Consider the following 24,822-nt stretch of genomic DNA (forward strand, 5'->3'; position numbering starts at 1 on the left):
ATTAGGTGTCGGGTGGCTCGGTATGCGTTAGTGGATTTCCGGCTCATCGCGATTCGCATCGGAGGAGACGGTCAGTTTTTCTTCGAGAAAATCGAAATCGCAACCCTTGTTCGCCTGGGTCACGTGCAGTTGATGCATCACGCCGAAGCCGCGTTCGAACGGACGTTTCGGCGCTTGCCACGCTTCCTTGCGCGCGGCCAGTTCCTGATCGCTGACCTCGACATGCAGGCGGCGAGCGGCCACGTCCAGTTCGATGATGTCGCCGTCCTTCACGAGCGCGAGCGGCCCGCCGACGAACGACTCGGGCGCGACGTGCAGCACGCACGCGCCGTAGCTGGTGCCGCTCATGCGCGCATCGGAGATACGCAGCATGTCGCGCACGCCCTGCTTCAGCAGCTTTTGCGGAATCGGCAGTTGGCCCCACTCGGGCATGCCCGGCGCGCCGACGGGACCCGCATGCTGCAACACGATCACCGAATCGGCCGTCACGTCGAGGTCTTCGCTGTCGATGCGCGCAGCCATGTCGCCGTAGTCCTTGAACACGACCGCGGGACCGCGATGCTTCAGCAGGTGCGACTCCATCGCGGCCGGTTTGATGACGGCGCCATCGGGCGCGAGATTGCCTGTCAGCACGGCGAGACCGTCACGTTCGACCAGCGGATTGGCGCGCTTGCGGATCACGTCGTCGTTGAAAATCTCCGCGCCCGCGATGTTCTCGCCGAGCGTCTGGCCGTTCACCGTCATCTGCGTGCCGTCGATCAGTTCGCCCAGTTCGACCAGCAACGCGCGCAGGCCGCCCGCGTAATAAAAATCCTCCATCAGATACTGGCCCGCCGGACGGATGTTGCCGAGCACGGGCGTCACGCGCGCCAGTTCGTCAAAGCGCGCCGTCGTCAGATCGATGCCCGCGCGGCGTGCGACGGCCACCAGATGCACGATCGCATTCGTCGAACCCGACATCGCGAGCACGGTCGTCACGGCGTTGTCGAACGACTTCGCGGTGAGGATGTCGGACGGCTTCTGATCGGTCCACACCATCTCGACGATGCGCTGCCCCGTCAGCGACGCATATTGCGCGTGACGCGAATCGGCGGCGGGAATCGACGAGAATCCGGGCAGCGTGAGGCCGAGCGATTCCGTCGCGCTCGTCATCGTGGAGGCCGTGCCCATCGTCATGCAATGGCCGGGCGAACGCGCGATGCCGCTCTCGATGCCCTTCCATTCGTCTTCCGTGATCTTGCCCGCACGCAGCTCCGCCCAGTATTTCCACGTGTCCGAACCGCTGCCGAGCGTGCGGCCGTTCCAGTTGCCGCGCAGCATCGGACCGGCGGGCAGATAGATCGCGGGCAGGTCCATGCTGATCGCGCCCATCAGCAGACCCGGCGTGGTCTTGTCGCAGCCGCCCATCAGCACGCAGCCGTCGAACGGATAGGACTTCAGCAGCTCTTCCGTCTCCATTGCGAGGAAGTTGCGGTACAGCATCGTGGTCGGCTTCTGGAACGGCTCGGCGAGCGTCATCACAGGCATTTCGACGGGAAAGCCGCCCGCCTGCCAGATGCCGCGCTTCACTTCCTCGACGCGCTGCTTGAAGTGCGTGTGGCATGAGTTGATCTCGCTCCACGTGTTGACGACGGCGATCACCGGCTTGCCCATGTAGTCCGACGAGTGATAACCCATCTGCGCGGTGCGCGAGCGGTGACCGAACGACCGGAGATCGTTGACGCCATACCAGCGGTAGCTGCGCAGTTCTTCGGGCTTCTTGCGATTCGAGGACAAATCAGTCTCCTTGGTAACGCTATCATTTCCGGCCGCGAAAACGGCGGCGGGACGCGACGGATAGGGGCTTTCGCGGCTGCGAAACGATCATTCGGATGCACGGATGGTAGCGTTATCATTCCGCTCCGTCCGCCAGGGATAGTACGGAGACGCAATGGAAAATCAGGTATGAAGACATGCCGCGCGGACCGGCCCGCGCGGCTGTGTCGCGAACGCGCCGCCTGCGTCAGACTTCTTTCGTGTCGAACACGAGCAGTTCGACGCCCGCCTGCGCGAAGTTCTGCAGATCGGCGGTAGTGGCCGCGGCTTCGGGCGTGCCCATCGCCTGCTGCAACGATTCGAAGCTGTCGAAACTGAGGATGGCGGCGAGCGCATATGGCGACTCGCCCTTGGCGCTTGCCACGGGTCCGACGCTCACTTCGTAGCCGCGCAGGCCGGGTATCGACTTCGCGAGCGGCACGTGTTTATCGAAGTAATGGGCGTCGAATGCGTTGCGGTCGGTGGGGGTCTTGTAGAGCGCGACGAGCTTTGCCATGTCATGCCTCCTGAAACGGACGTTCAGTGTTGCGCCGCCTGCTAATGACCAATACGGCTGATCAATGCGTGCTACCGATACCGCTGGCCAATGCAGAATGCCGCTCGAACGGCTCATGGATTCTACGCCGGGCTTATGCGAAAGCCGTGTGAAGGGACGCGTTTCGAAACAGCCGCTGCACGCATCAACCCGACGGCCTGCGACGCAACGCCCACCAGCCCGCGAGCACGGTAAAACTCACGACGAGCAGCACCATCATCCAGAAGCCGTGCTTGTTCTCCGCGAGCGGCACGCCGCCGACGTTCATCCCGAACAGACCCGCGATGATGTTGATGGGCAGCGCGAGCACGGTCACGATGGTCAGCGTGTACAGCGTGCGGTTGGTCTGCTCGTTCAGGCGCGCGGCAATCTCTTCCTGCAGCAGCTTGATGCGTTCCGCGAGACCCGACAGGTCGCCGAGCACCAGCGAGAACTCTTCCGTCGAATCGCGCAGGCTCTGCACGTCGGCGGGCAGCAGCCATGCGGGCGGCCGCACCAGCAGGCGGAAGATCGAGCCGGGCTCGGGCGCGAGCAGCCGTTGCAGGCGCACCAGCACGCGCCGCATTGCGCCGAGGTCGCGGCGGCTCTGATAGACGCGCTGCGACAGGAAATGATCTTCGATGCGGTCGACCTCGATGCTGGTCCGGCGCACGATTTCGACGAGCAGATCGGCCTGATCGCGCAGCAGATGGATCAGCAGTTCCGCCGATGTGTCGAAGTTCTCGCCGTTGCGCACCGACGCGCGCAGCCGGTCGACCGAGCGCAGTTGCTTCAGACGCGCCGTCACCATGATCCGCTTGTGCGTGTAGACCCACAGCGTCGCGATTTCGGAAGGCGTCTGCTCGAAGTCGTACATCACATCGTTGACGACGGCGAGCAGCGCGCCGTGCTGGTGCTCGATGCGCGTGGAGTGCGAGCCTTCTTGCAGCGCTTCGAAGAAGGTGTCGGGCAGATCGAGATGCGTGCGGATCCAGCGCTCGCTGGACACATGCGCGAGATTGAAATGCAGCCAGAGAAATTCACTCTGATGGGCGCTCGACGCCTTCGTTTCGTTGCGGCATTCGGCAAGCCAATCGGCGGCCGTGTCGGTGTCGACGGCCAGGCCGGGCGTGTCGGGGGCAAAGCGAAATCCGCAAACGAGGCCGGAGCGGTCGGCTCCGTAGGTGCTGGGCGCCAGGTTCAAAGTCATGTGCGTTTCGGGGTGGGGTCCACGAAAGCGCCATTCTGACATGAGCATCGCGTCAGCAGCGTTACGTGACAGCTGTTTGACGCTTATTTGTCGACGAGTTGACAGGCTTTTGACGGCTTTGTCAGCGGCGATGCCGGCAAAAGCGGCGAATCTCGCTCCCGCCGCGTTCGATACGCAGCCGCCCGCACGATTGCGGACGGCTGCGCCCGATGCTTACGCAGCGAAGCCGCCGTCGATCAGCAGGTTCGCGCCCGTCACGAAAGCCGCTTCAGGGCTTGCGACATACGCGACCATGCCCGCGATTTCGTCCGTCGTGCCGTGACGCGGGATCGCCATCAAACCGTGCAGCGATGCGCCAAACTCGCCCGCTTCCGGGTTCATGTCGGTATTGACGGGACCGGGCGCCACGTTGTTGACCGTGATGCCCTTCGGGCCGAGGTCACGCGCGAGGCCTTGCACGAGGCCCAGCAGCGCCGACTTGCTCATTGCGTACGCCGCGCCGCCCGCGAACGGCATGCGCTCGGCATTCGTGCTGCCGATGTTGATGATCCGGCCGCCTTGTCCCATGTGCGGCAGCACCGCCTTCGACGCGACGAACACGGCGCGCACGTTCACTTGCACGGTCGCATCGAAGTCTTCGAGCGTGAAAGTGTCCAGCGTGCCGATGCGCAGCACGCCCGCGTTGTTCACGAGGATGTCGATCTTGCCGAGTTCACGCGCCGTCTCGTTGATCGCGTTCGTCAGCGCAGCGGCATCCGCGACGTCCGCCTTCACGGCAATCGCACGGCCACCCGCCTTCTCGATGCTCGCGACCAGATCGTTCGCTCCCGCTGCCGAGCTGTGATACGTGAAGGCGACCGTCGCGCCTTCGCGGGCGAGCCGGCGAACCACCGCCGCACCGATTCCGCGTGCACCGCCCGTGACGAAAGCAACCTTGCCTTGAAGATTCGAGTTCATGTTGTGCTCCTGATGAAGTGGTGTTGAGGTGATGCAAGTATGGTCAAGCGATTACATTGCCGGTAGCATCTAATCACGACTAACAGTTTCAACTACAGGTATAAGCCGAAACGGACGGCCATCGTCCGCAAGCGGCTGAAACGACAGCCTAGACCGACAACAAATGGAAGCCCTGAACCTCATCGAATCGTTCATCCAGACAGCCGAAACGGGCAGTTTCTCGGCAGCCGCGCGCAGGCTCGGCCTTACGCCTGCCGGTGTCAGCAAGAACGTCGCGCGGCTGGAGGCGCATCTGGGCGTGCGGCTCTTTCATCGCAGCACCCGCAAGCTTACGATGACGCCCGGCGGCGAGCAGCTATGGGCCGACGCGGGCGCGCCGTTCGCGAGCCTGCAGGACGCGTTTGCGCGCGCCGCGCAGCACGACGGCAAGCCGTCGGGCGTGCTGAAGGTCGGCATGGCGCTGTCGTTCGGGCGGGAGTATCTGGTGCCCCTGCTCGGCGAATTTCTCGAACGCTATCCGGACATCGTGCCCGACTGGCACTTCGACAACCGCGCCGTCGATCTGATCGCGGGTGGCTTCGATGCCGCCATCGGCGCCGGGATCGAGTTGACGCAAGGCGTGGTCGCGCGCGAGATCGCGCGGCCTTGCACGATCGTCGCGGCGTCGCCGGCGTATATGAAGGGCCGGCCGCTGCCCGCGCATCCGTCCGAACTCGCGGACCTGGACGGCATTGCACGCCGCTCCAGCAGCACGGGCCGCCTGCGCGCGTGGACGATGCGCAACCAGGTCGGTGAAGAGGCGCTTGCCGAATGCCGCGTGCGGATGATCTTCGACGATCCCGAAGCGATGGCGCATGCGGCGATGCAAGGTCTCGGCATCGCCTTCCTGCCGACGCCGCACGCGGCGCCGTGGCTCGAAAGCGGCCAGTTGATGCGGCTGCTGCCCGGCTGGCACGCGCCCATCAGCCCCCTTACGCTCTATTACCCGAACCGCAAGCTATTGCCCGCGAAGACCCGCGTGTTCATCGACTTCATCGTCGGGGCGTTTCGCGAGCGGCGCCTCGCGGCGCGCTTCGACGCTAGATAGGTGCGATTCGCAGACCGCTGCCACGCGGGCCTTCTACGCAGAATCCATGACAGGGTTTTTCTGTACGCAAGCCGGGGCGACATCTGTCGATATATCAGAAGGAGACATGCGCGCCGCATCCTGTCGAAGCGCGTCCACATTTTAAAAATCGCGCACGTAGCGAGGCGTCCGAATGGTGAAGCTGAGTTTTACCCAGAAGCTGTGGTTGCCGCTCGTCATCAGCCTGATCGCGTTGTTGCTGGTATCGGTGTCGGCGGCATACCTGTCGCGCGAGACGCGTATCGAGGAACGCAAGAACGACCTCGTGAACGTCGCGCATGTCGGTTTGTCGCTGGTTCAGGAATATGCGGCGCTCGCGCAGAACGGCAAGCTCAGCGACGCGGACGCGCGCAAGGAGGCGCTCGCCCGCCTGCGCGACATCCGCTACGGCGAGGACGGCTACTTCCTCGTGATCGATTCGACGCCGCGCATGGTCATGCATCCCATCAAGCCCGCGACCAATGGCAAGGATCTCGCCGGCACCGCTGACGCCGATGGCCGCCACCATTACGTGACATTCGCTAAAGTCGCACAGTCGCCCGATGGCGGCTTCGTCGACTACGTGTTTCCGCATTCGCGCCCCGCGTCGGCATCGGGCCCCGCCGAAGCCGTCGGCAAGATCGGCTACGTCGTGCGCTACGCGCCGTGGGACTGGATCATCGCAACAGGCGCGTACGTCGACGATATCGACGCCGCATTCATGCGCTCGCTCTATCTGATCGGCGGCGTGTTCATCGGCATCGCCGTGCTGCTGGCCACGCTCGTCGCGGTGACCAACCGCAGCATCCAGCGCACGATCGGCGGCGACCCCGGCTATGCGGCCGACGTCGCCAACGCGATCGCGATCGGCGATCTGACCGTGTCGATCGACACGCGCCAGAACGACGAGCGCAGCCTGCTGCGCGAGATGCGCCGCATGCGCGATACGCTGACGGACACGATCCGCGCAATCAAGCATGCCGCCGACAACGTCGCGACGGGTGCGGGGGAAATCGCCAGCGGCAATGCGGACCTCTCGTCGCGCACCGAGAATCAGGCCGCCTCGTTGCAGGAGACGGCGGCGAGCATGGAACAGATGACGTCGATGGTGCGGCAGACGGCGGAGAACGCGCGCACCGCCAGCGAACTCGCCGAAAGCGCCGCGCAGATCGCGAACCAGGGCAGCGTGATGGTCGGCGAGGCCGTCTCGACAATGCGCGACATCTCCAGCGAATCGCAGAAGATGGTCGAGGTGATCGCGGTGATCGAGAGCATCGCCTTTCAGACCAACATCCTCGCGCTGAATGCCGCCGTCGAAGCGGCGCGCGCGGGCGAACAGGGACGCGGCTTCGCGGTCGTCGCGGGCGAAGTGCGCACGCTCGCGCATCGCAGCGCGGGCGCCGCGAAGGAAGTGCGGCAACTGATCAGCCGCGCCGTCGACAAGGTCGGCAACGGCGCGGGTCTCGTCGAGCGCACGGGATCGACGATTCAGCAGGCACGCGATGCGATTGCGAGCGTGACGGGCGTGATGCAGGAAATCGCCGCTGCCGCCGCCGAACAGAGCGCGGGCATCGATCAGGTCAATCTCGCCGTCACGCAGATGGACAGCCTCACGCAGGAAAACGCGGCGCTCGTCGAACAGGCGGCAGCCGCTGCGCATTCGCTGACCGAGCAGGCTGGGCGGTTGAAGACTTCGGTGGATGCGTTTCAGGTCGCCGAAACCGTCTGATGTTTTTTTAGCCGCGACTGACTCCAGCGTGGTTGGACCAGTTTCGGCTTCCTCGCCCTATTCGTGCAGGTTGCTGCGCACGTAGTCGATATGCGTGTGCATCGCCGTGCGCGCTTCTTCGGGCCGCCGCATGCAGATCGCGTCGCAGACGGCGCGATGCTGGATCAGCAGCTGGGCCGACTCCGTCGCGCCCAGTGCCCGCAAATCCGTCCCGCTGATCGTGATGTGTTCGCGCAGCATGCCGAGAATGCTCGTATGCAGATGCAGGAACATCGTGTTGTGCGAGGCCTGCGCGATGGCGTCGTGCAACTGTGTATCGGCCGTGGCTTCGCTTTCCTTGTCGTCGCAGTCGTGCGAGCGCTCCAGTTCGCGCATCAGTGAACGGATCCGTTTGATGTCCGCGCCCGTCGCGCGCATCGCCGCGAAATAGGCCGTCGCGCCTTCCAGCACGCGGCGAAATTCCAGAATGTCGTTGCGCAGCACCGGGTGGTCCGCGACCAGTTGCCCCCACGGCGACGCGATGCCCGCGCGCAACTGATCCGTCGCATACACGCCCGCGCCGCGCCGGCTTTGCAGCAGGCCGCGCGCCGCCAGCCGCTGGATCGCCTCGCGCACCGTGTTGCGCGAGGCGTCGTACTGTTCCGCCAGCGTACGCTCGGCGGGCAGCCGCGAACCGGGCGGCCACGTGCCGTCGAGCAGCGACGTTTCCATCTGGCGCATGATGCCCTCCACCCTGCCCCGCTCTCTCGTCTGCGTCGCCATCCCTCGCCCCTTTATTGGTCCAACCAATTTGTATTGTCGCGCACATTTGGGAATCATGCGCCAACGATTCAAGCAATCCGCGCTGCCACTTGAGCTTCAAACGAGTTTCAAGCGGCGCACAAAGCGGACGCATTCTGGAGCGAGATATGAAGGAAAGGCAATATCCGGCGGCCCCGCGCGATGTGTATCTGTTCGCCACCTGCCTCGTCGACCTGTTCGTGCCCGAAGCCGGCCTCGACGCCGTGAAGCTGCTCGAACGCGAAGGGCTCGTCGTGCACTTTCCTCAGGAACAAAGCTGCTGCGGCCAGCCCGCGTACAGCAGCGGCAATCCCGAACAGGCGCGCAGCGTCGCGCGTGCCCAGTTCGAGCTCTTCTCGAACCCGTGGCCCGTGATCGTGCCGTCCGGCTCGTGCGCGGGCATGATGCGCCACCACTGGCCGAAGCTCTTCGCGGACGATCCCGCGATGGCCGCCAGGGCGGAAGAACTCAGCGAGCGCGTCTACGAACTCAGCGAATTCCTGCTGCGCGTGCTGCACATCGAATTGCCCACTTCGAGCGATGCCGCCGACGAACGCATCGTGCTGCATACCTCATGTGCTGCGCGACGTGAAATGGGCACGCGGGTGCATGGCGTCGAACTCGTCGATGCGTTGCCGGGCGTCACGCGTATCGAGCATGAACGCGAATCGGAATGCTGCGGGTTCGGCGGCACGTTTTCGCTCAAGCATCCCGACATTTCCGGCGCGATGGTTCGCGACAAGGTCGCGTCGGCGTGCGCAACGGGCTGCGAGCGCATCGTGTCCGCCGATTGCGGTTGCCTGCTGAACATCGGCCATGCCGCCCGTCATCAGCACGCGCCCGTTGAAGTCGAACATATCGCGAGCTTCCTGTGGCGGCGCACGCAGCGCGCCGATGCGCATGACAAGGGAGACAACGCATGAACGCGCGCGAACGCATGCTCGGACGATTGCGCGCCGCCGCGCCCGCTCAGGTTTCCGCCGACGACCTCGAACACCTCGACGCAGGCATCGATCTGCATTACGACAGCCGCCGCGTCGCGTCGCCGACGCAGACGCTGATCGAATCGATGCAGGCTGCACTGCGCGCGTCGCACGCCGACGTGTTTCGCGCGACGGAGCGCACGTGGCCCGCGTTGATCGCACAACGCCTGCGCGAAGCGAATGTGAAGCGCGTGCTGCTCGACACGTCGCGCGCGGAAGGTGCCGCGTTACAGCAGGCGCTGCCTGCGTCCGTCGCGACACGCAACTACGATCAGCCGATCGAAAACTGGAAAGCCGAACTATTCGACACGATCGACGCCGGCTTCACGGTCGCGCGCTCGGGTCTCGCAGCGACGGGCACGCTGATCGTCGCACCCGACGCGGGCTCGCCGCGCACGATGTCGCTGGTGCCGCCGCTGCACATCGCGCTCGTCTACGCGCACACGCTGCACGCGGACCTGCACGCCGCGATGCGCGCCGAGCAATGGCAGACAGACATGCCGACCAATCTCGTGATGATCTCGGGCCCGTCGAAGACATCCGATATCCAGCAAACGCTCGCCTACGGCGCGCATGGTCCGCGCGAACTGTGGGTCGTGATCGTCGAACATCAGGCCGACTTCGCGCACGGAGACGCCGCATGAACGCCACGCCGATGCACTTCGTGCCGCCGCAGGACTTCAAGACGCGCGCCCGTGCCGCGCTCGACGATCCCAAACTTCGCAGCAGTTTTCGCGGCGCAATGGACTTTCTGCAAACCAAACGCCGCACGCAATTCCCCGACGACGACGAACTCCAGCATCTGCGCGATCTCGGCGAAGCCGTGCGCCAGCACGCGCTGTCGCGCCTGCCCGATCTGCTTGTGCAGCTCGAAGAACAGCTCACGGCGCGTGGCGTTCATGTGCATTGGGCCGAAACCGCTGCCGACGCCACCGCGATCATTCATCGCATCGCGCAATCGCGCGACGCGAAGCGCGTGATCAAGGGCAAGTCGATGGCGAGCGAGGAGATCGAGCTCAACCATTACCTCGAAGCGCGCGGCATCGACTGTATCGAATCCGATATGGGCGAGTACATCGTGCAGCTCGCACACGAAAAGCCGTCGCATATCGTGATGCCCGCGATCCACAAGACGAAGGCCGATATCGCCGAACTGTTCGAGCAACACATCCCCGATACGCGCTACACGGAAGATGTCGACGAACTGATCCAGACGGGCCGCCGCGCACTGCGCCGCGCATTCATCGACGCCGACATCGGCCTGTCGGGCGTCAACTTCGCGGCAGCCGATACGGGCACGCTCTGGCTCGTCGAAAACGAAGGCAACGGACGTCTGTCCACGACCGTGCCCGACGTGCACATCGCGATCATGGGCATGGAAAAGGTGGTCGCGAAGCTGTCGCACATCGTGCCGCTTTCGAGCCTCCTGACGCGCTCCGCGACGGGCCAGGCGATCACGACGTACTTCAACCTGATCACGGGCCCGCGCCGCGAAGGCGAGCGCGACGGTCCGCGCGAGATGCACGTGGTGCTGCTCGACAACGGCCGCACGCAGGCGTATGCGGACGAGCAGTTGCGCGCGACGCTGCAATGCATCCGCTGCGGCGCGTGCATGAATCACTGCCCCGTGTACACGCGGATCGGCGGACATGCATACGGAACCACGTATCCGGGTCCGATCGGCAAGATCATTTCACCGCATCTGCTGGGCCTCGAAGAAACCGCCGATCTGCCGACGGCATCGAGCCTGTGCGGCGCCTGCGGCGAAGTGTGCCCCGTGCGGATACCGATTCCCGAATTGCTCGTGCGCCTGCGCACGGAAGCGAACCGCGATCCGAACGAAGTGGTCGCGCATCCGTTGCGCGGCCAGGGCGCGAAGTTCAGCCGCGAGGAACAGTTCGTGTGGCGCTTCTGGAGCGGCGCCTTCGCGCATCCGCGCGCCTACCGGATGCTGCGCTGGGCGGCCACGCGGCTGCGCGGCTTCGCGCCGAAGAACCAGATGGGCTGGACCCGTCATCGCGAGCCGCTGAAGCCTGCCGCGCGCAGTCTGCACGATCTGCTGCGCGAGCGCGGCCAGCCCGGGTAGCGATTACTTTACTTAGTTTATTCAGCACAGGGACACGCGTGCACCGTCTTCACAGGCGATGCACCGCGAGCGGCTGCGTGCCGCCAACAAGAATTCATTGAACGCATTTTCGGAGGAGACCGACATGCACCCGTGGTATCAGACCTATCTGCCGCTCGGCAGCCTCTGGCTATCCGCGCTCGCGGCCAGCATCCCGATCATCTTTTTCTTCGTCGCGCTGGCGGCGCTGCGCCTGAAGGGACATGTCGCGGCAGCGGGAACGCTGATCCTGTCGCTCGCCGTAGCGATCTTCGCGTACGGCATGCCCGCGCCGCAGGCCTTCGCGGCCGCGGGCTTCGGCTTCGCCTACGGCCTGTGGCCGATCGCATGGATCATCGTCACGGCCGTATTCCTCTACAAGCTGGTCGTGAAGACGGGGCAGTTCGACATCATCCGCGCATCCGTCCTCGCGCTGACGGACGATCAGCGTCTGCAACTGCTGCTGATCGGCTTTTCGTTCGGCGCGTTTCTCGAAGGCGCGGCTGGCTTCGGCGCACCCGTCGCGATCACGGCAGCCCTGCTCGTCGGTCTGGGCTTCGATCCACTGAAGGCGGCGGGCATGTGTCTGATCGCCAATACCGCACCCGTTGCGTTCGGCGCGATGGGCATTCCCATCATCGTCGCGGGCCAGGTGACGGGCATCGACCCGTTCCTGATCGGCGCGACGGCGGGCCGTCAGTTGCCGCTGCTGTCGCTGGCCGTGCCGTTCTGGCTGGTCTTCATGATGGACGCCAAACGCGGCATCAAGGAAACGTGGCCGGCCGCGCTCGTCGCGGGCGGCAGCTTCGCCGTCACGCAATACTTCACGTCGAATCACATCGGACCTGAGCTGCCCGATATCACGTCGGCGCTCGTGAGCCTCGTCGCACTTGCTTCGTTCCTGAAGGTCTGGCAGCCGCGCCGCGCACACGATACGGCGCGCGGCACCGTCGGCGGCGGCGCGGCGGCGCTTTCTCTCGGTGGCTTTGGCGGCGGTAATGGTGCATCGAATGGCACGAGCCGTCGCGCGTCGCCGTACACGGTCGCACAGACCATCCGCGCGTGGGCGCCCTTCGGCATTCTGACCGCCGTCGTCACCGTGTGGAGCCTGCAATCGTTCAAGGCGCTGTTCGCTGCGAAGGGCGCGCTTGCGTGGAGCATCATCAAGTTCAAGGTGCCCGCGCTCGATCAACTCGTGATGAAAACGGCGCCCATCGTTGCGACGCCCAAAGCATATGAAGCCGTGTTCAAGCTCGATCTGCTCTCCGCAGTCGGCACGGCGATTCTGCTGACCGCGCTGATATCGATGATCCTGCTGCGCGTGAAGCCGCGCGACGCGCTCTCCACGTTCGGCGAAACGCTGAAGGAACTGCGCCGCCCCATCCTGTCGATCGGTCTCGTGCTGTCGTTCGCGTTCGTCGCGAACTATTCGGGCATGTCGTCGACGCTGGCATTGCTGCTCGCCGGCACGGGCGCCGCGTTCCCGTTCTTCTCGCCGGTGCTCGGCTGGCTCGGTGTGTTTCTGACAGGTTCGGATACGTCGTCGAATGCGCTGTTCTGCTCGCTTCAGCATACGACCGCGCATCAGATCGGCGTGTCGGACACGCTTCTGGTGGCCGCAAATACGACGGGCGGTGTGACGGGCAAGATGATTTCGCCGCAATCGATCGCGGTTGCTTGCGCGGCGACGGGTCTCGTCGGACGCGAGTCGGAGCTGTTTCGATTCACCGTGCGGCATAGCCTGCTGTTCGCGGTGATCGTCGGCCTGATCACGCTGCTGCAGGCGTATGTGTTGCCGGGCATGCTGCCGGGCTGATCCTTCCGCTTACTGTATCTGAAGAAACGCCCGCATTATTTGCGGGCGTTTTTGCTTAAGGCTCGCTGATAAACCACGCTTTCAAGGTCTCCGCTCCCGGCTTGAGTTCGACCGACCTCGGATGCACGAGGTAGTACGCAGTCTTCAAGGGCAAGCTCAAGCCAAACGGATCGACCAGCGACTTCGCCGCCCGCTCCGCTTCCGTCAACACGGCGCTCGTCAGCACGACGCCCTGCCCGCGCACGGCCGCCTCGATCGCCATCAGCGACTGGTCGAAGTGAATGCCTGGAATGCCATCGATCTGCCGCGCGGACAGCTTGCCGAATTTCCTGAGCCACGTCGTCCAATGCGGATGCAGCGTGTTGTGCAGCAGCGTCGCACGTGGCAGATCGTCGGGGCTTTTCAGCTTGAGCCGTCTCGCGTACGACGGACTGCAATAGACGTGCGCTTCGTCGGGATGCAGCAGTTGCACGTTCAGGTCGGGCGCGTTGCCGTCGAAATAGCGCACGGCCAGATCGATGGACTGCAATTCGAAATCGACCATCGCAGTCGTCGTGTTCAGTTCCAGCGCGATGTCCGGATGCGCGATCAGAAACTCCGTCATGCGTGGCGCAAACCATTTCGCGGCGAAACTGGGCGGCATGGATATGCGTACGCCTTTGTTCTGGCTCTCCCGCACGCGGCGGCTCGCATGCACGATCTGCGCGAGCGCGGGTTGAACCTGTGTGTAGTAAGCGCGCGCATCGTCCGTCGGCACGATTTGCCGAACCTGACGAGCAAACAGCGCGACCCCGAGCCACGCTTCGAGCTTCTGGATCTGCTGACCTACCGCGCCGGGCGTCACGTTCAATTCGTCAGCAGCTAGAGAAAAACTGTTCAGTCGCATCGCGGCTTCAAACGCGACCAGTGCCTTGAGTGGGGGTATGCCGGACATAAGATAGTTTTTCTTCACTATCGACGAAAACAAATCGTTTGTACCGCATCTGCGTGCGCAGCACAATCGGCCCATCGTCTCTGCTTCCGATGGTGTTTGCCATGAACCCCGCCTATTTCGCATTCGCGCTGCTCGGCCTGATCTGGGGCAGCAATTTTCTTTTTATGAAGTGGGCCAGCGTGTTGATCTCGCCCGCACAGATCGTCTTCCTGCGCGTGCTGTTCGGCTTCCTGCCGCTCGTCGTCTATGCGTTTGCCACGAAGGCGCTGTCGTGGAAGCAGTTGCGCCATGCCCATCACTTCATTGTGATGTCGCTGCTTGCTACGAGCGTCTACTACTACGCGTTTGCAAAAGGCGCGTCGCTGTTGCTGTCGAGCGTAGCCGGCATGCTGAGCGGCGCGATTCCACTGTTCTCGTTCGTCTGCGCGTGGGCACTGTTGCGGGCCGAGCGGCCGACCGCGAAGATGATCGTCGGCGTGGTGTGCGGTTTCGTTGGCGTGCTGATGATCGCGCGGCCGTGGAATGGCGCCGTCGCGAGCGTGAATCTGGGGGGCGTCGGGTATATGGCGGCGGGATCGTTGAGCGTGGGCGGCTCTTTTGTCTACGCCCGGCGCTTTCTATCGACACTCGACATGTCTCCCGTCGCGCTGTCGACGTGGCAAATCGGCTTTGCGCTCCTGACGATTGCCTGCGTGACGCCATTCGACGGCATCGCAAGCATCGCGCACGAGACGCGCGCCGTCGTCGGCATCGTGCTCGGGCTTGGGCTGCTCGGCACGGGCGTCGCGTATATCCTGTACTACTTCATCGTGCAGCGGCTCGGCGCGCTCGCCGCGTCGAGCGTCACGTATATTCCGCCCGTCGTCGCATTGGTGATCGGCGTGCTGTTCGCGCACGAGCCGATCCGTTCGCTCGATCTGCTCGCCATGGTCTGCATTCTCGGCGGCGTGTTCCTGCTGCAAAGCGGCCGCAATCCGCAGAAGAAAGCGGCTCCTGCTTCTTCCGCGGGGCGCACGGCTGCCTAGGTATCGCTCCACATACGCAGCAGGTTGTGATAACACCCTACCAGCGTGCGGCGCGCCGCTTCATCGCCATTCGATGCATTGAGCCGCTGGATCGCGCCGTCGAGATCGAACAGCATCGCGCGCTGCGTGTCGTCGCGCACGAGGCTCTGCACCCAGAAGAAGCTCGATACACGCGCACCGCGCGAGACGGGCCGCACCTGATGCAGGCTCGTGCCCGGATAGACGATTGCGTGTCCGGCGGGCAGCTTCACTTCCTGCACGCCGAAAGTATCTTCGATCAGCAGCTCGCCGCCGTCGTATTCGTCGGGCGGCGTGAGGAACAGCGTGATCGAGATGTCGGTGCGCACGCGCGCGCCACTGCCCGGCACGAGCCGGATCGCACCGTCCACGTGACTGCCGAAGTGCATGCCGCCTTCATAACGGTTGAACAGCGGCGGATACACCTTGTTCGGCAGCGCGGCGCTGATGAAAAGCGGATGGCGTTCCAGCGACGCGACGATCCGGTCGCCCATTTCCAGCGCGATGGGCGAGCCCTCCGCGATCTGCTGGTTGCGCTTGACGGGTGCGCCCTGATAGCCGGCTGTCGCGCGGCCATCGACCCATGCATCGCTCGTTTCGAGCTGCGCGCGCATCGCGGCGGCTTCGGCGGGGCTCAGTACGTCCGGGATCGAGACTATCATCGTTCAAGGTTCCTGCTTAACGGACAACGCCGCGCGCTTTCTGCATGAATCGCTTCATGCGGGAAGCACGCGGCATGTCGTGGGCTATCGCTTCATGCGATCAGAAGAAGCGATAGTTTACCGTCGCGAGGAACGTACGGCCGTAACCCGGCACCGCGCGTCCGCCGTCGGACGGAATCAGCGCGTCGTAGTAGTTCTTGTCGGTAAGGTTCAACACGTTGAGCTGAACGTCGTAACGCTTCGCGTGATACGCGGCCATCGCATCCCAGCGCGTGTAGCCGCCGACCTGCACGAAGTTGTTATTCGCTGCATAGCGCGACGACATATACGTCGGCCCGCCGCCGATTTCCCAATGCGGCGTGAACAGGTACGTGGTCCACAGCGTGAGCGTGTGCTTGGGCGTGTTGGCGGGCACCTTGCCTTGCGTACCGTCTAACGCCTTCAGGATCTCGCCGTCCATGTACGTGTAGCCACCGAACACCTGCCAGTTGTTCGTGATGTGACCGGCAAGACCGAGCTGATAACCGCGCACGCGGATATCGCCATCGAGCGTGTAGCTGCCGTCCGGGTTCGCCGTGCGCGCATTCGTCTTTTCGATGTTGAACAGCGATTGCGTGACGGACAATCCACCGCCAAGCAGATCCAGCTTCGCGCCCACTTCATACGACTTGTTGTGTTCGGGCGGCAGGCTCTGCTGGCCGTTCGTCAACGTCAGCGCTTCGAGCGACGGATCGAACGACGTGCCGTACGACACATAATACGATTGCCAGTCGGCCGGCTGATAAATGATGCCGCCGCGCACGCTCGTGAAGTAGTTCGTCTGCGTCGCATAGCCCGGCACGTTGATCGAATTGTGAATCGACGCTTCATAGCGATCCCAGCGCACGCCGCCCACCACCTTCCAGTGCTGGCCGATCGACACCGTATCGTTCACGTACGCACCCACGCCATTCGCACTCGATTCCGCGAGATTGGTGGCGACTTCCTTCACGTTCGCAGGACGCGGCAGATACGGCGGATCGATCAGCGGCACGACGCCGATCGTATTCGAGGTCATACCCGGCGAGGTCGCGGTGAAGGTCTGATTGCTATACGTTTCGTGGCTCAGGTCGAGACCCGTGATCACGTCGTGTTTGAGCGGACCCGTGTTGAACTTCGCTTCGAGATCGGTCGAGTTGTAGACCGAGTGGTCGTTGATGTTGCGGTCCTTGCCCTGCAGCTTCACGAACAGCTTCGACGGATCGATCGTCGTGAAGTTGCCGTTGGTCAGCGCCGTCGACGTCGAGAGCGGACCCGTCAGCACCGATGCCGCGTTGGTCGCGCGCGCTTCCGTGCTGTAGTGGCTGAACTGCGTCTGGTTACGCAGAATCAGGTCGTCGTTGAAACGGTGCTTGATGCGCGCGCTGAGCGTCTGCACGTCCTGAATCGTGCGGTCGTCGGTGTAGCCGTAAAACGTGCCGCGATTCACCGGCGCGGGATGGCCGTTCAGCGGCGGAATACCGTAGTCGGGCTGATCGCGGTTGTGCTGGATCAGCGCGGACAGCGTGATTTCCGTCGGCGTGCCGATGCCGAACTTCACTTCGGGCGCGACGCCGTAGTCCTTGTTCTTCATCACGTCGCGCGACGAGCCGAGGCTCTGGCCGAATGCGTTGATGCGGAACGCTGACGTGTCAGTGATCGGCGTGTCGAGGTCGACGGTCGTGCGATAGCGGTCATGTGTGCCGGCCTGCACGGAGACGTCGGCGCGCTTCTTCAGCGTCGGCTCCTTGCTGACCTGGTTGATCACGCCGCCCGTCGAACCACGACCGAAGTACAGCGACGACGGACCATACAGCACATCGATCGACTCGAGGTTGAACGTGTCGCGATAGTACTGGCCGCGATCGCGAAAGCCATCGAGGTAAATGTCGGTACGCGCCGAGAAGCCGCGCAGGTTGATGTTGTTGCCGATCTGCCCGCCTTCGGCTGCGCCGATCGTAATGCCGGGCACGTTGCGCAACGCATCGGAGAAGGAGCTCACGGCCTGCGATTGCAGCACGGCCTTGGGCACGACGGTCGCGGCTTGCGGAATGTCACGCAATGCGGTCGGCACCTTGGCGCCGACGCTCGACGTGTCGGGCTGGAAGTCGGTAGCGTTGTCCGCTTGGCCCGACACATGAACAGCAGGCAGTGCGGTGCTTTCGGAAGGCTGGCTGGCGGAGGGCTGGCTGGCGGGAGAAGTGGACGTTGCGGCCTGGGCTACTTGTGCTGCCGGTGTGGCAGGCGTCGTCGTTTGGGCGTAGAGCGGCGTCGCAAAGACGGCCATGACGGCCGCTGCGAGTGGCGTTGTTCGATACATCGCGATTCCCTGTCGTTGTCACTGATTTTTTTGGTGCAACGGGCGCTGCCTGCCCGTCCGGTTCACGCCTTCGCGCGAACCGCCCCGCCGAGCCGACAACACCTCCGGCTGGCCGCCATTAAATGCGAATCGATATCATTACATGAACGGTAATGGTTCGCAATAATGCACACGGCATGTGTGGTCATTGCGCGTCATTCTTTTTAATGACGATTCGCTTTCGACTAACGGTTAAATCATGCCCACTTCTCACTGCTTTTAGACGCGATTAAAAAGCCAATAAAAAAAGCGGCGTCTTTCGACGCCGCCCATTCAAGCCTTCCCGCTTCTTTGCTAAAGACGCTGCTTAGCGCACCTTGCCCGCCTTCCATGCCGCCAGCAACTGGTCGTATTTGACCGTTTCCCCCTTCGGCTTTTCATTTGCGAGCTTCTTCCATGGCGCGTGTTGATCGGAAAGCCATTTCGACGTGTCGCTTTCCGCATTCAGTTCAGGCGCACAGACCTTCATGCCCGCGCGTTGCAAGCGGCCCAGCACCTGATCCATTTCCCTCGCGAGGTTGTCCATCGCCGCTTGTGGCGTCTTTTCGCCGGCAACGGCAGTCGCAACGTTCTTCCACCACAGTTGCGCCATCTTCGGATAGTCCGGCACGTTGTTGCCGGTCGGCGTCCACGCGACACGCGCGGGACTGCGATAGAACTCGATCAGGCCGCCGTATTTGTCCGCGTTCTTCGTGAAGTAATCGCTATGAATGTCGGAATCGCGGATGAACGTGAGACCGACAATCGACTTCTTGAGCGACACGCTCTTCGACGTCACGAACTGCGCGTAAAGCCATGCGGCCGCACGCTGGTTAGCCGGCGTCGATTTGAAGAAAGTCCACGAGCCGACATCCTGATAGCCGTTCTGCATGCCGTCTTTCCAGTACGGGCCGTGCGGCGACGGCGCCATGCGCCACTTCGGCGTACCGTCAGCGTTCGTCACATTGCCGGGCTTCAGCATCGATGCCGTGAAGGCGCTGTACCAGAAGATCTGTTGCGCGATCTTGCCTTGCGCCGGAACCGGGCCGGCTTCGTTGAAGGTCATGCCGGACGCTTCCGGCGGTGCATATTTCTTCAGCCAGTCGATGTACTTCGTCGTTGCGAAGACGGCCGCGGGACTGTTCGTGCCGCCGCCGCGTGACACCGACGCACCCACGGCATGACATCCATCCGGCGTCACGCGGATGCCCCACTCGTCGACGGGCAGACCGTTCGGAATGCCTTTATCCGCTTCGCCCGCCATCGAAAGCCACGCATCGGTAAAGCGCCAGCCCAGTGACGGATCTTTCTTGCCGTAGTCCATGTGACCGAAGACTTTTTCTCCGTCGATTGTCTTCACGTCATTGGTAAAGAACTCGGCGATATCTTCATACGCGGACCAGTTGACGGGCACGCCGAGATCGTAGCCATACTTGGCCTTGAACTTGTCCTGAAGATCTTTGCGGGCAAACCAGTCCGCGCGGAACCAGTAGAGGTTCGCGAACTGCTGGTCGGGCAACTGGTAGAGCTTCTTGTCGGGCGCCGTGGTAAAGCTCGTGCCGATGAAGTCCTTGATGTCGAGATTCGGATTCGTATATTGCTTGCCTTCGCCTTCCATATAGTCGGAGAGCGGAATGATCACGCCATAGCGATAGTGCGTGCCGATCAGATCGGAATCGGAAATCCAGCCGTCGTAAATGCTTTGGCCCGATTGCATCGAGGTCTGAAGCTTTTCGACGACGTCGCCTTCCTGAATGATGTCGTGCTTGACCTGAATGCCTGTGATTTCGGTGAATGCCTTAGCAAGCGTTTTCGATTCGTACATGTGCGTGTCGAGCGTTTCGGACACCACGTGCACTTCCTTGACGCCTTGCGACTTGAGCTTCGCAGCCGTATCGACGAACCATTTCATTTCGTCCATCTGCTGCTGTTTGGTCAGTGTGCTCGGCTGGAATTCGCTATCGACCCATTTCTGCGCTTCGGGCGTGCCTGCCAGCGCAGCGTGATTCGCACAAGCCCCCGCGACCACTCCTGCTACTGCAAGCGCGACGATCCGTCTCCTGTGTTGCATGGTCTTCTCCTGTGTCTCCACACCCCTTATGGATCATCAGCCGATAGCCGCCCGGGGCATCAACGGAACCGGTTTGTTCCTGCTTCCTTTATCCCTTCCACATGATCGCGAGCAGCACGACGACGGATGCCGCAAAGCCGGGCCATGCACTCGCGCCTTCGCCGCTGATCGCGATCCACGCGAGATTCACATACGCCGCCGTCAACAGGCCGATGAACAGCCGGTCGCCGCGCGTCGTGGCAATCGGCAAGAAGCCTTTACGTTCGATAGTCGGCGAGCGCATTTCCCAAACGGTCATGCCCGTGAGCATCACGACGACGCAGCCGAAGAAGATCGCGACTTCCGGTGTCCAGTACATCCACGTGAACATCACACTCTCCCCATCGCGAAACCCTTCGCGATGTAATTGCGGACGAAATAGATGACGAGAGCGCCGGGAATGATCGTCAGCACGCCGGCCGCCGACAGCACGCCCCAATCCATGCCCGCCGCCGATATCGTTCGTGTCATCACCGCCGCGATCGGCTTCGCGTTCACCGTGGTCAACGTGCGCGCCAGCAGCAGCTCGACCCAGCTGAACATGAAGCAGAAGAACGCCGTCACGCCCACGCCTGCCTTGATCAACGGCAGAAAGATCTTGATGAAGAACGCGGGAAACGAATACCCGTCGATATACGCCGTCTCATCGATTTCACGCGAGACACCCGACATGAAGCCCTCGAGTATCCACACGGCGAGCGGCACGTTGAACAGCATGTGCGCCAATGCAACGGCGACATACGTATCCATCAGACCCACGCTCGAATAAAGCTGAAAGAACGGCAAGAGAAACACGGCGGGCGGCGTCATCCGGTTAGTGAGAAGCCAGAAGAACATGTGCTTGTCGCCTAGAAAGCGATAGCGCGAGAACGCGTACGCAGCCGGCAATGCGACCAGCACCGACATCACCGTATTCATCAACACATAGACGATCGAGTTGATATACCCCCAGTACCACGACGGGTCGGTGAAAATGATCTTGAAGTTGTCGAACGTCACATGGTGCGGCCAGATCGAGAACGCCGACATCGTTTCTTCGTTCGTGCGCAGCGAAATCGACAGCATCCAGTACAGCGGAATCAGCGCAAACGCGATATAGACAAGCAATACGAGCGCGCGTATCCAGCGGCGATTGTCACGCATTGTCTTCTCCCGTCGTTGCAGGACCGCCCTTGCCCACGCGCTCCATCCAGTTGTAGAGAATGAAGCAGAGCAACAGGATGATCAGGAAGTAGATCAGCGAAAACGCCGCCGCGGGGCCGAGATCGAATTGACCCACGGCCTTTTGCGTGAGGTACTGGCTAAGGAACGTCGTCGAGTCGCCAGGACCGCCGCCCGTCAGCACGAATGGCTCCGTGTAGATCATGAAGCTGTCCATGAAGCGCAACAGCACAGCGATCATCAGCACGCCGCGCATCTTGGGCAACTGGATATAGCGGAACACGGCAAAGCGACTGGCGCCGTCGATTTCCGCGGCCTGGTAGAAGGCATCGGGAATTGCACGCAAACCTGCATAGCACAGCAAGGCGACCAGCGGCGTCCAGTGCCAGATATCCATCACGAGCACCGTCACCCATGCATCGGTAGGACTCGCCGTGTAGTTGTATTCGACGCCGATACGATTCAGCGCGTAGCCAAGCAGGCCGATATCGGGCCGCCCGAAGATCTGCCAGATCGTGCCGACCACGTTCCATGGAATGAGCAGCGGCATCGCGAGCACGACGAGCGCAGCCGATGCACGCCAGCCCGACGCAGGCATCGCGAGCGCAAGCGCGACACCCAGCGGAATCTCGAACAGCAGCACACAAGCCGAGAAAATGATCTGCCGTCCCAATGCGCCGCGCAGATCCGGGTCGGTCATGATGTTGCGAAACCATTCCGTACCGACGAACACATGCTGTGTCGGGCTGATGATGTCCTGCACCGAGTAGTTGACGACCGTCATCAACGGCAGGATCGCGGAGAACGCGACGCAGATGAACACGGGCACGACGAGCAGCCAGGCCTTCTGGTTGAGCGGCTTGTTCATCGCGCGCCTCCCGCTGCGGCGCGTACCGCGATGCGTTCGTCGTTGCTGAAATAAACGGTTTCGGGCGCGGCGACGCGCAACCACACAGGGCCATCCACGACGCGCAAGTTCGGCTCCATCTTTGCGTTGAACACGTGACCTTCGCAGTTCGCCGTCACGAGCTGATAATTGCCGAGCTGCTGCGCGCGCGTGACTTGCGCCCTGACGGCGCCTGTTTCGCCGTCGTCAGCGAGGCGCACGAACTCCGGACGAATGCCGAGCTTGAGATCGCCATTCGTGTTCTTGAGTGTCGCGAGCGTATTCGCGTCGACGGCAATGCGCTGCGAACCCAGCTTGACCGCACCTTCATCCAGACTGACGGGACACAGGTTCATCCCCGGACTGCCGATGAAATAACCGACGAACGAATGATCGGGTCGCAGAAACAGCGCTTCCGGTCCGCCCTTCTGCACGACACGCCCATTGGTCATCACGACCACTTCATCGGCGAACGTCAGCGCTTCGACCTGATCGTGCGTCACGTAGATCAGCGTGAGCTTCAGCTGCTGATGGATCTTCTTCAGTTGACGCCGCAGCATCCACTTCATGTGCGGATCGATGACGGTCAGCGGCTCGTCGAAAAGAATGGCCGCCACATCCTTGCGCACGAGTCCGCGTCCAAGCGAGATCTTCTGTTTCGCATCCGCCGACAGATTGCTCGCCTTGCGCGGCAAGTCGCGCGCCATGTCGAGAATGTCGGCCACTTCATGCACGCGCGTGCGCACTTCGGCCGCAGGAAGCCCGCGATTGCGCAGCGGAAATGCGAGGTTGTCGAACACGGACATCGTGTCGTAAATCACGGGGAACTGGAACACCTGCGCGATGTTGCGTTCGCGCGCGCCTTGCGTGGTGACGTCGTGCCCGTTGAACAGCACCTTGCCTTCCGAGGGCTTCAGCAGACCCGACACGATATTGAGCAAGGTCGACTTGCCGCAGCCCGAAGGTCCGAGCAATGCATACGCGCCGCCGTCTTCCCAGACCATGCTCATCGGCTGCAGTGCATAGTCGTCGAGCGATGAAGGATTCGGGCGGTACGCGTGCCCGAGGTTCTGAAATTCAATGCGCGCCATATGCCACCTCCTGCACCTTGGGACGCGCGACAAGACTCGCGTCCGCGCCGAACACGAACAGTTCGTCCGGGTCGATATAGACGTCGAGTTGCGTGCCGATCGCGATCTGATGCACGCCTTGCAATTGCGCGACAAGGTCGATGCCGCCGTGACGCGTGTGCAGATGCAGGTACGTTTCCGAGCCGCTCAGCTCGGCGAGTTCGAGCAGGCAAGGCACCGCGATCGAATGCGCATTGCGCGGCGCCAGCCGCAGATGGCCGGGCCGTATGCCGATCCGGCAGCTACCCGTGCCGACGGCCGTCGCGGCTGCATGCCGCACAGGCACGTCGACGCCGATGGGCAGGCGCGCGTCGCCGTTGTCGAGCAGTTCGCTCGTCAGCATGTTCATGGGCGGGTCGTTGAACACGGCGGCCACATCGACATTCGCGGGCGCGTTGTAGACGTCGAGCGTCGGCCCGAACTGCAGCACGCGGCCCTTGTCGACCACGGCCGTATAGCCACCGAGCAGCAGCGCTTCGAGCGGCTCCGTCGTCGCATAAACGACAGTGGTCTTGCCGTCGGAAAAGAGCGTGGTGAGTTCCGCCCGAAGTTCTTCGCGCAGCTTGTAGTCGAGGTTGACGAGCGGCTCGTCGAGCAACACCAGCGATGTGCGCTTGACGAGCGCACGCGCCAGCGCGCAACGCTGCTGCTGGCCGCCCGACAGTTCGCCGGGCCGCCGCTCGAGCAGATGCTCGATATGCAGCTTCGACGCGACTTCGTTCACGCGGCGGCGTATCTCGGCGGCATCCGTCTTTTGCAGCTTGAGCGGCGATGCGATGTTGCCGAACACCGTCATCGCGGGATAGTTGATGAACTGCTGATAAACCATCGCGAGATTGCGCTGACGTACGCTCACTCCCGTCACGTCCTGGCCGTCGGCGAGCACGCGCCCGGACGCAGGCCTGTCGAGTCCTGCCATCACGCGCATCAACGTGGTCTTGCCTGCCTGAGTCGGACCCAGCAGCACATTGATCGCCCCCGGGACAAGCCGCAGATCGACGCCATACAGATGCGTCAGCCCGCCCGAAACGACGGTGACCCGCTCCAGTTCCAAAACCAAATTGCTCTCCTTTGTCCGATGCTGCTTCGCTTTCTTCTGCTTGTTCGTTGTTCAACTGCGGCTTCGACGCCAATGCAGATGCTTTGGTACGGCTACAGCAATGACGCGCTTACGGCGTGCGCAAACGCCCGGCGGCGCGAAAGCACGGCCCGGTTTGCATACGAGAGGCAGGGCAAGGGATAGCGCCGCGAAGGCGCCGGAGAAGCTGTTGTCGATCCATTGTCCCGATGGTTTTTTTATTCGGGTACTTCAAAAACAGGCCACAAGGCCGATGTTCAAAAAGGAAATCAAAACAACAGCAACAATGTTCTCTTTTGTTCGTTTACGTTTAAATCGGGGTTAACCATACAAAACACGAACAACGACCATCTACCCTACTTACGGACAGTAGAACAATCTATTACGCATTGACGCCAGTTTTCTTACCAAAAGAAAGTTGGCGGTCAGCGTAACAGAAGAAACGAGAG

Annotated in this window: 21 protein-coding genes; 7 read left to right on the top strand and 14 right to left on the bottom strand. The window is 62.5% G+C overall.

Translation table 11 applies throughout. From position 1 onward, the window contains the following. Window positions 1-27: 27 nt before the first annotated feature. From araD to G3N95_RS29255, 4 genes are all read right to left on the bottom strand, one after another. Window positions 28-1,776: an L-arabinonate dehydratase gene (gene araD, locus G3N95_RS29240; protein ID WP_205973578.1), complete on the bottom strand. Its 1,749-nt coding sequence runs from the start codon at window positions 1,774-1,776 to the stop codon at window positions 28-30. A gap of 226 nt (window positions 1,777-2,002) precedes the next feature. Next, window positions 2,003-2,311: an EthD family reductase gene (locus tag G3N95_RS29245; RefSeq protein ID WP_205973579.1), complete on the bottom strand. Its 309-nt coding sequence runs from the start codon at window positions 2,309-2,311 to the stop codon at window positions 2,003-2,005. A gap of 184 nt (window positions 2,312-2,495) precedes the next feature. Next, window positions 2,496-3,533, bottom strand: a complete 1,038-nt coding sequence (locus G3N95_RS29250; RefSeq protein WP_205973660.1) for a transporter — start codon at window positions 3,531-3,533, stop codon at window positions 2,496-2,498. A 219-nt stretch (window positions 3,534-3,752) separates the two neighbouring features. After that, window positions 3,753-4,496, bottom strand: coding sequence for an SDR family oxidoreductase (locus G3N95_RS29255; RefSeq protein WP_205973580.1), 744 nt, complete (start codon window positions 4,494-4,496; stop codon window positions 3,753-3,755). Window positions 4,497-4,659: 163 nt separating this feature from the next. Here G3N95_RS29255 and G3N95_RS29260 point away from each other — a divergent pair, with 163 nt between their 5' ends. Both G3N95_RS29260 and G3N95_RS29265 read left to right on the top strand, forming a co-directional pair. Next, a complete protein-coding gene (locus G3N95_RS29260) occupies window positions 4,660-5,583 on the top strand; it encodes a LysR family transcriptional regulator (RefSeq protein WP_205973581.1) in 924 nt (307 codons plus the stop codon). Window positions 5,584-5,755: 172 nt separating this feature from the next. Next, complete coding sequence (locus tag G3N95_RS29265; RefSeq protein WP_205973582.1) at window positions 5,756-7,330, top strand: methyl-accepting chemotaxis protein; 1,575 nt, start codon at window positions 5,756-5,758, stop codon at window positions 7,328-7,330. A 57-nt stretch (window positions 7,331-7,387) separates the two neighbouring features. On the opposite strand, the gene G3N95_RS29270 is transcribed toward G3N95_RS29265, so the two are convergent. Beyond that, the gene (locus G3N95_RS29270; protein WP_241019021.1) at window positions 7,388-8,050 is read right to left on the bottom strand and encodes a FadR/GntR family transcriptional regulator; all 663 of its coding nucleotides are present in this window, start codon (window positions 8,048-8,050) and stop codon (window positions 7,388-7,390) included. Window positions 8,051-8,238: 188 nt separating this feature from the next. Here G3N95_RS29270 and G3N95_RS29275 point away from each other — a divergent pair, with 188 nt between their 5' ends. The 4 genes from G3N95_RS29275 (at window position 8,239) to G3N95_RS29290 (ending at window position 13,013) form a co-directional block, all read left to right on the top strand. Next, entirely contained in the window at window positions 8,239-9,033 is a 795-nt protein-coding gene (locus tag G3N95_RS29275) for a (Fe-S)-binding protein (RefSeq protein WP_205973584.1), read from the top strand. Continuing rightward, window positions 9,030-9,737, top strand: a complete 708-nt coding sequence (locus G3N95_RS29280) for a lactate utilization protein C (protein WP_205973585.1) — start codon at window positions 9,030-9,032, stop codon at window positions 9,735-9,737. Before G3N95_RS29275 ends, G3N95_RS29280 begins: the two co-directional genes overlap by 4 nt. Next, a complete protein-coding gene (locus tag G3N95_RS29285; protein WP_205973586.1) occupies window positions 9,734-11,179 on the top strand; it encodes a LutB/LldF family L-lactate oxidation iron-sulfur protein in 1,446 nt (481 codons plus the stop codon). Before G3N95_RS29280 ends, G3N95_RS29285 begins: the two co-directional genes overlap by 4 nt. Before the next feature lie 124 nt (window positions 11,180-11,303). Beyond that, the gene (locus tag G3N95_RS29290; protein WP_205973661.1) at window positions 11,304-13,013 is read left to right on the top strand and encodes a lactate permease LctP family transporter; all 1,710 of its coding nucleotides are present in this window, start codon (window positions 11,304-11,306) and stop codon (window positions 13,011-13,013) included. Between the two features lie 55 nt (window positions 13,014-13,068). Here the strand turns inward: G3N95_RS29290 and G3N95_RS29295 are convergent, their stop codons facing one another. Continuing rightward, entirely contained in the window at window positions 13,069-13,947 is an 879-nt protein-coding gene (locus G3N95_RS29295) for a LysR substrate-binding domain-containing protein (RefSeq protein ID WP_205973587.1), read from the bottom strand. Between the two features lie 101 nt (window positions 13,948-14,048). Here G3N95_RS29295 and G3N95_RS29300 point away from each other — a divergent pair, with 101 nt between their 5' ends. Further along, window positions 14,049-14,972 (top strand): DMT family transporter, encoded by a 924-nt coding sequence (locus G3N95_RS29300; protein ID WP_205973588.1) that lies wholly within the window; start codon window positions 14,049-14,051, stop codon window positions 14,970-14,972. Here the strand turns inward: G3N95_RS29300 and G3N95_RS29305 are convergent. The 8 genes from G3N95_RS29305 to G3N95_RS29340 all read right to left on the bottom strand — a co-directional run bounded on the left by G3N95_RS29305 (window position 14,969) and on the right by G3N95_RS29340 (window position 24,355). Continuing rightward, the gene (locus tag G3N95_RS29305; protein ID WP_205973589.1) at window positions 14,969-15,652 is read right to left on the bottom strand and encodes a Fe2+-dependent dioxygenase; all 684 of its coding nucleotides are present in this window, start codon (window positions 15,650-15,652) and stop codon (window positions 14,969-14,971) included. The genes G3N95_RS29300 and G3N95_RS29305 overlap by 4 nt on opposite strands. Window positions 15,653-15,752: 100 nt before the next feature. Beyond that, window positions 15,753-17,990, bottom strand: a complete 2,238-nt coding sequence (locus G3N95_RS29310; RefSeq protein ID WP_205973590.1) for a TonB-dependent siderophore receptor — start codon at window positions 17,988-17,990, stop codon at window positions 15,753-15,755. 346 nt (window positions 17,991-18,336) lie between these two features. Then, window positions 18,337-20,079 (bottom strand): ABC transporter substrate-binding protein, encoded by a 1,743-nt coding sequence (locus G3N95_RS29315; protein ID WP_205973591.1) that lies wholly within the window; start codon window positions 20,077-20,079, stop codon window positions 18,337-18,339. An 88-nt stretch (window positions 20,080-20,167) separates the two neighbouring features. Further along, a complete protein-coding gene (locus G3N95_RS29320; RefSeq protein WP_205973592.1) occupies window positions 20,168-20,449 on the bottom strand; it encodes a DUF2160 domain-containing protein in 282 nt (93 codons plus the stop codon). Continuing rightward, window positions 20,449-21,261 (bottom strand): carbohydrate ABC transporter permease, encoded by an 813-nt coding sequence (locus G3N95_RS29325; protein WP_205973593.1) that lies wholly within the window; start codon window positions 21,259-21,261, stop codon window positions 20,449-20,451. The genes G3N95_RS29320 and G3N95_RS29325 overlap by 1 nt, the downstream gene beginning before the upstream one ends. Continuing rightward, the gene (locus G3N95_RS29330) at window positions 21,254-22,147 is read right to left on the bottom strand and encodes a sugar ABC transporter permease (RefSeq protein ID WP_201649165.1); all 894 of its coding nucleotides are present in this window, start codon (window positions 22,145-22,147) and stop codon (window positions 21,254-21,256) included. The genes G3N95_RS29325 and G3N95_RS29330 overlap by 8 nt, the downstream gene beginning before the upstream one ends. After that, entirely contained in the window at window positions 22,144-23,256 is a 1,113-nt protein-coding gene (locus G3N95_RS29335; RefSeq protein WP_205973594.1) for an ABC transporter ATP-binding protein, read from the bottom strand. Before G3N95_RS29335 ends, G3N95_RS29330 begins: the two co-directional genes overlap by 4 nt. Then, complete coding sequence (locus G3N95_RS29340; RefSeq protein ID WP_205973595.1) at window positions 23,243-24,355, bottom strand: ABC transporter ATP-binding protein; 1,113 nt, start codon at window positions 24,353-24,355, stop codon at window positions 23,243-23,245. The genes G3N95_RS29335 and G3N95_RS29340 overlap by 14 nt, the downstream gene beginning before the upstream one ends. Window positions 24,356-24,822: the final 467 nt, after the last annotated feature.

Source organism: Paraburkholderia sp. Tr-20389 (assembly GCF_017104565.1).
Classification (GTDB): Bacteria; Pseudomonadota; Gammaproteobacteria; order Burkholderiales; family Burkholderiaceae; genus Paraburkholderia.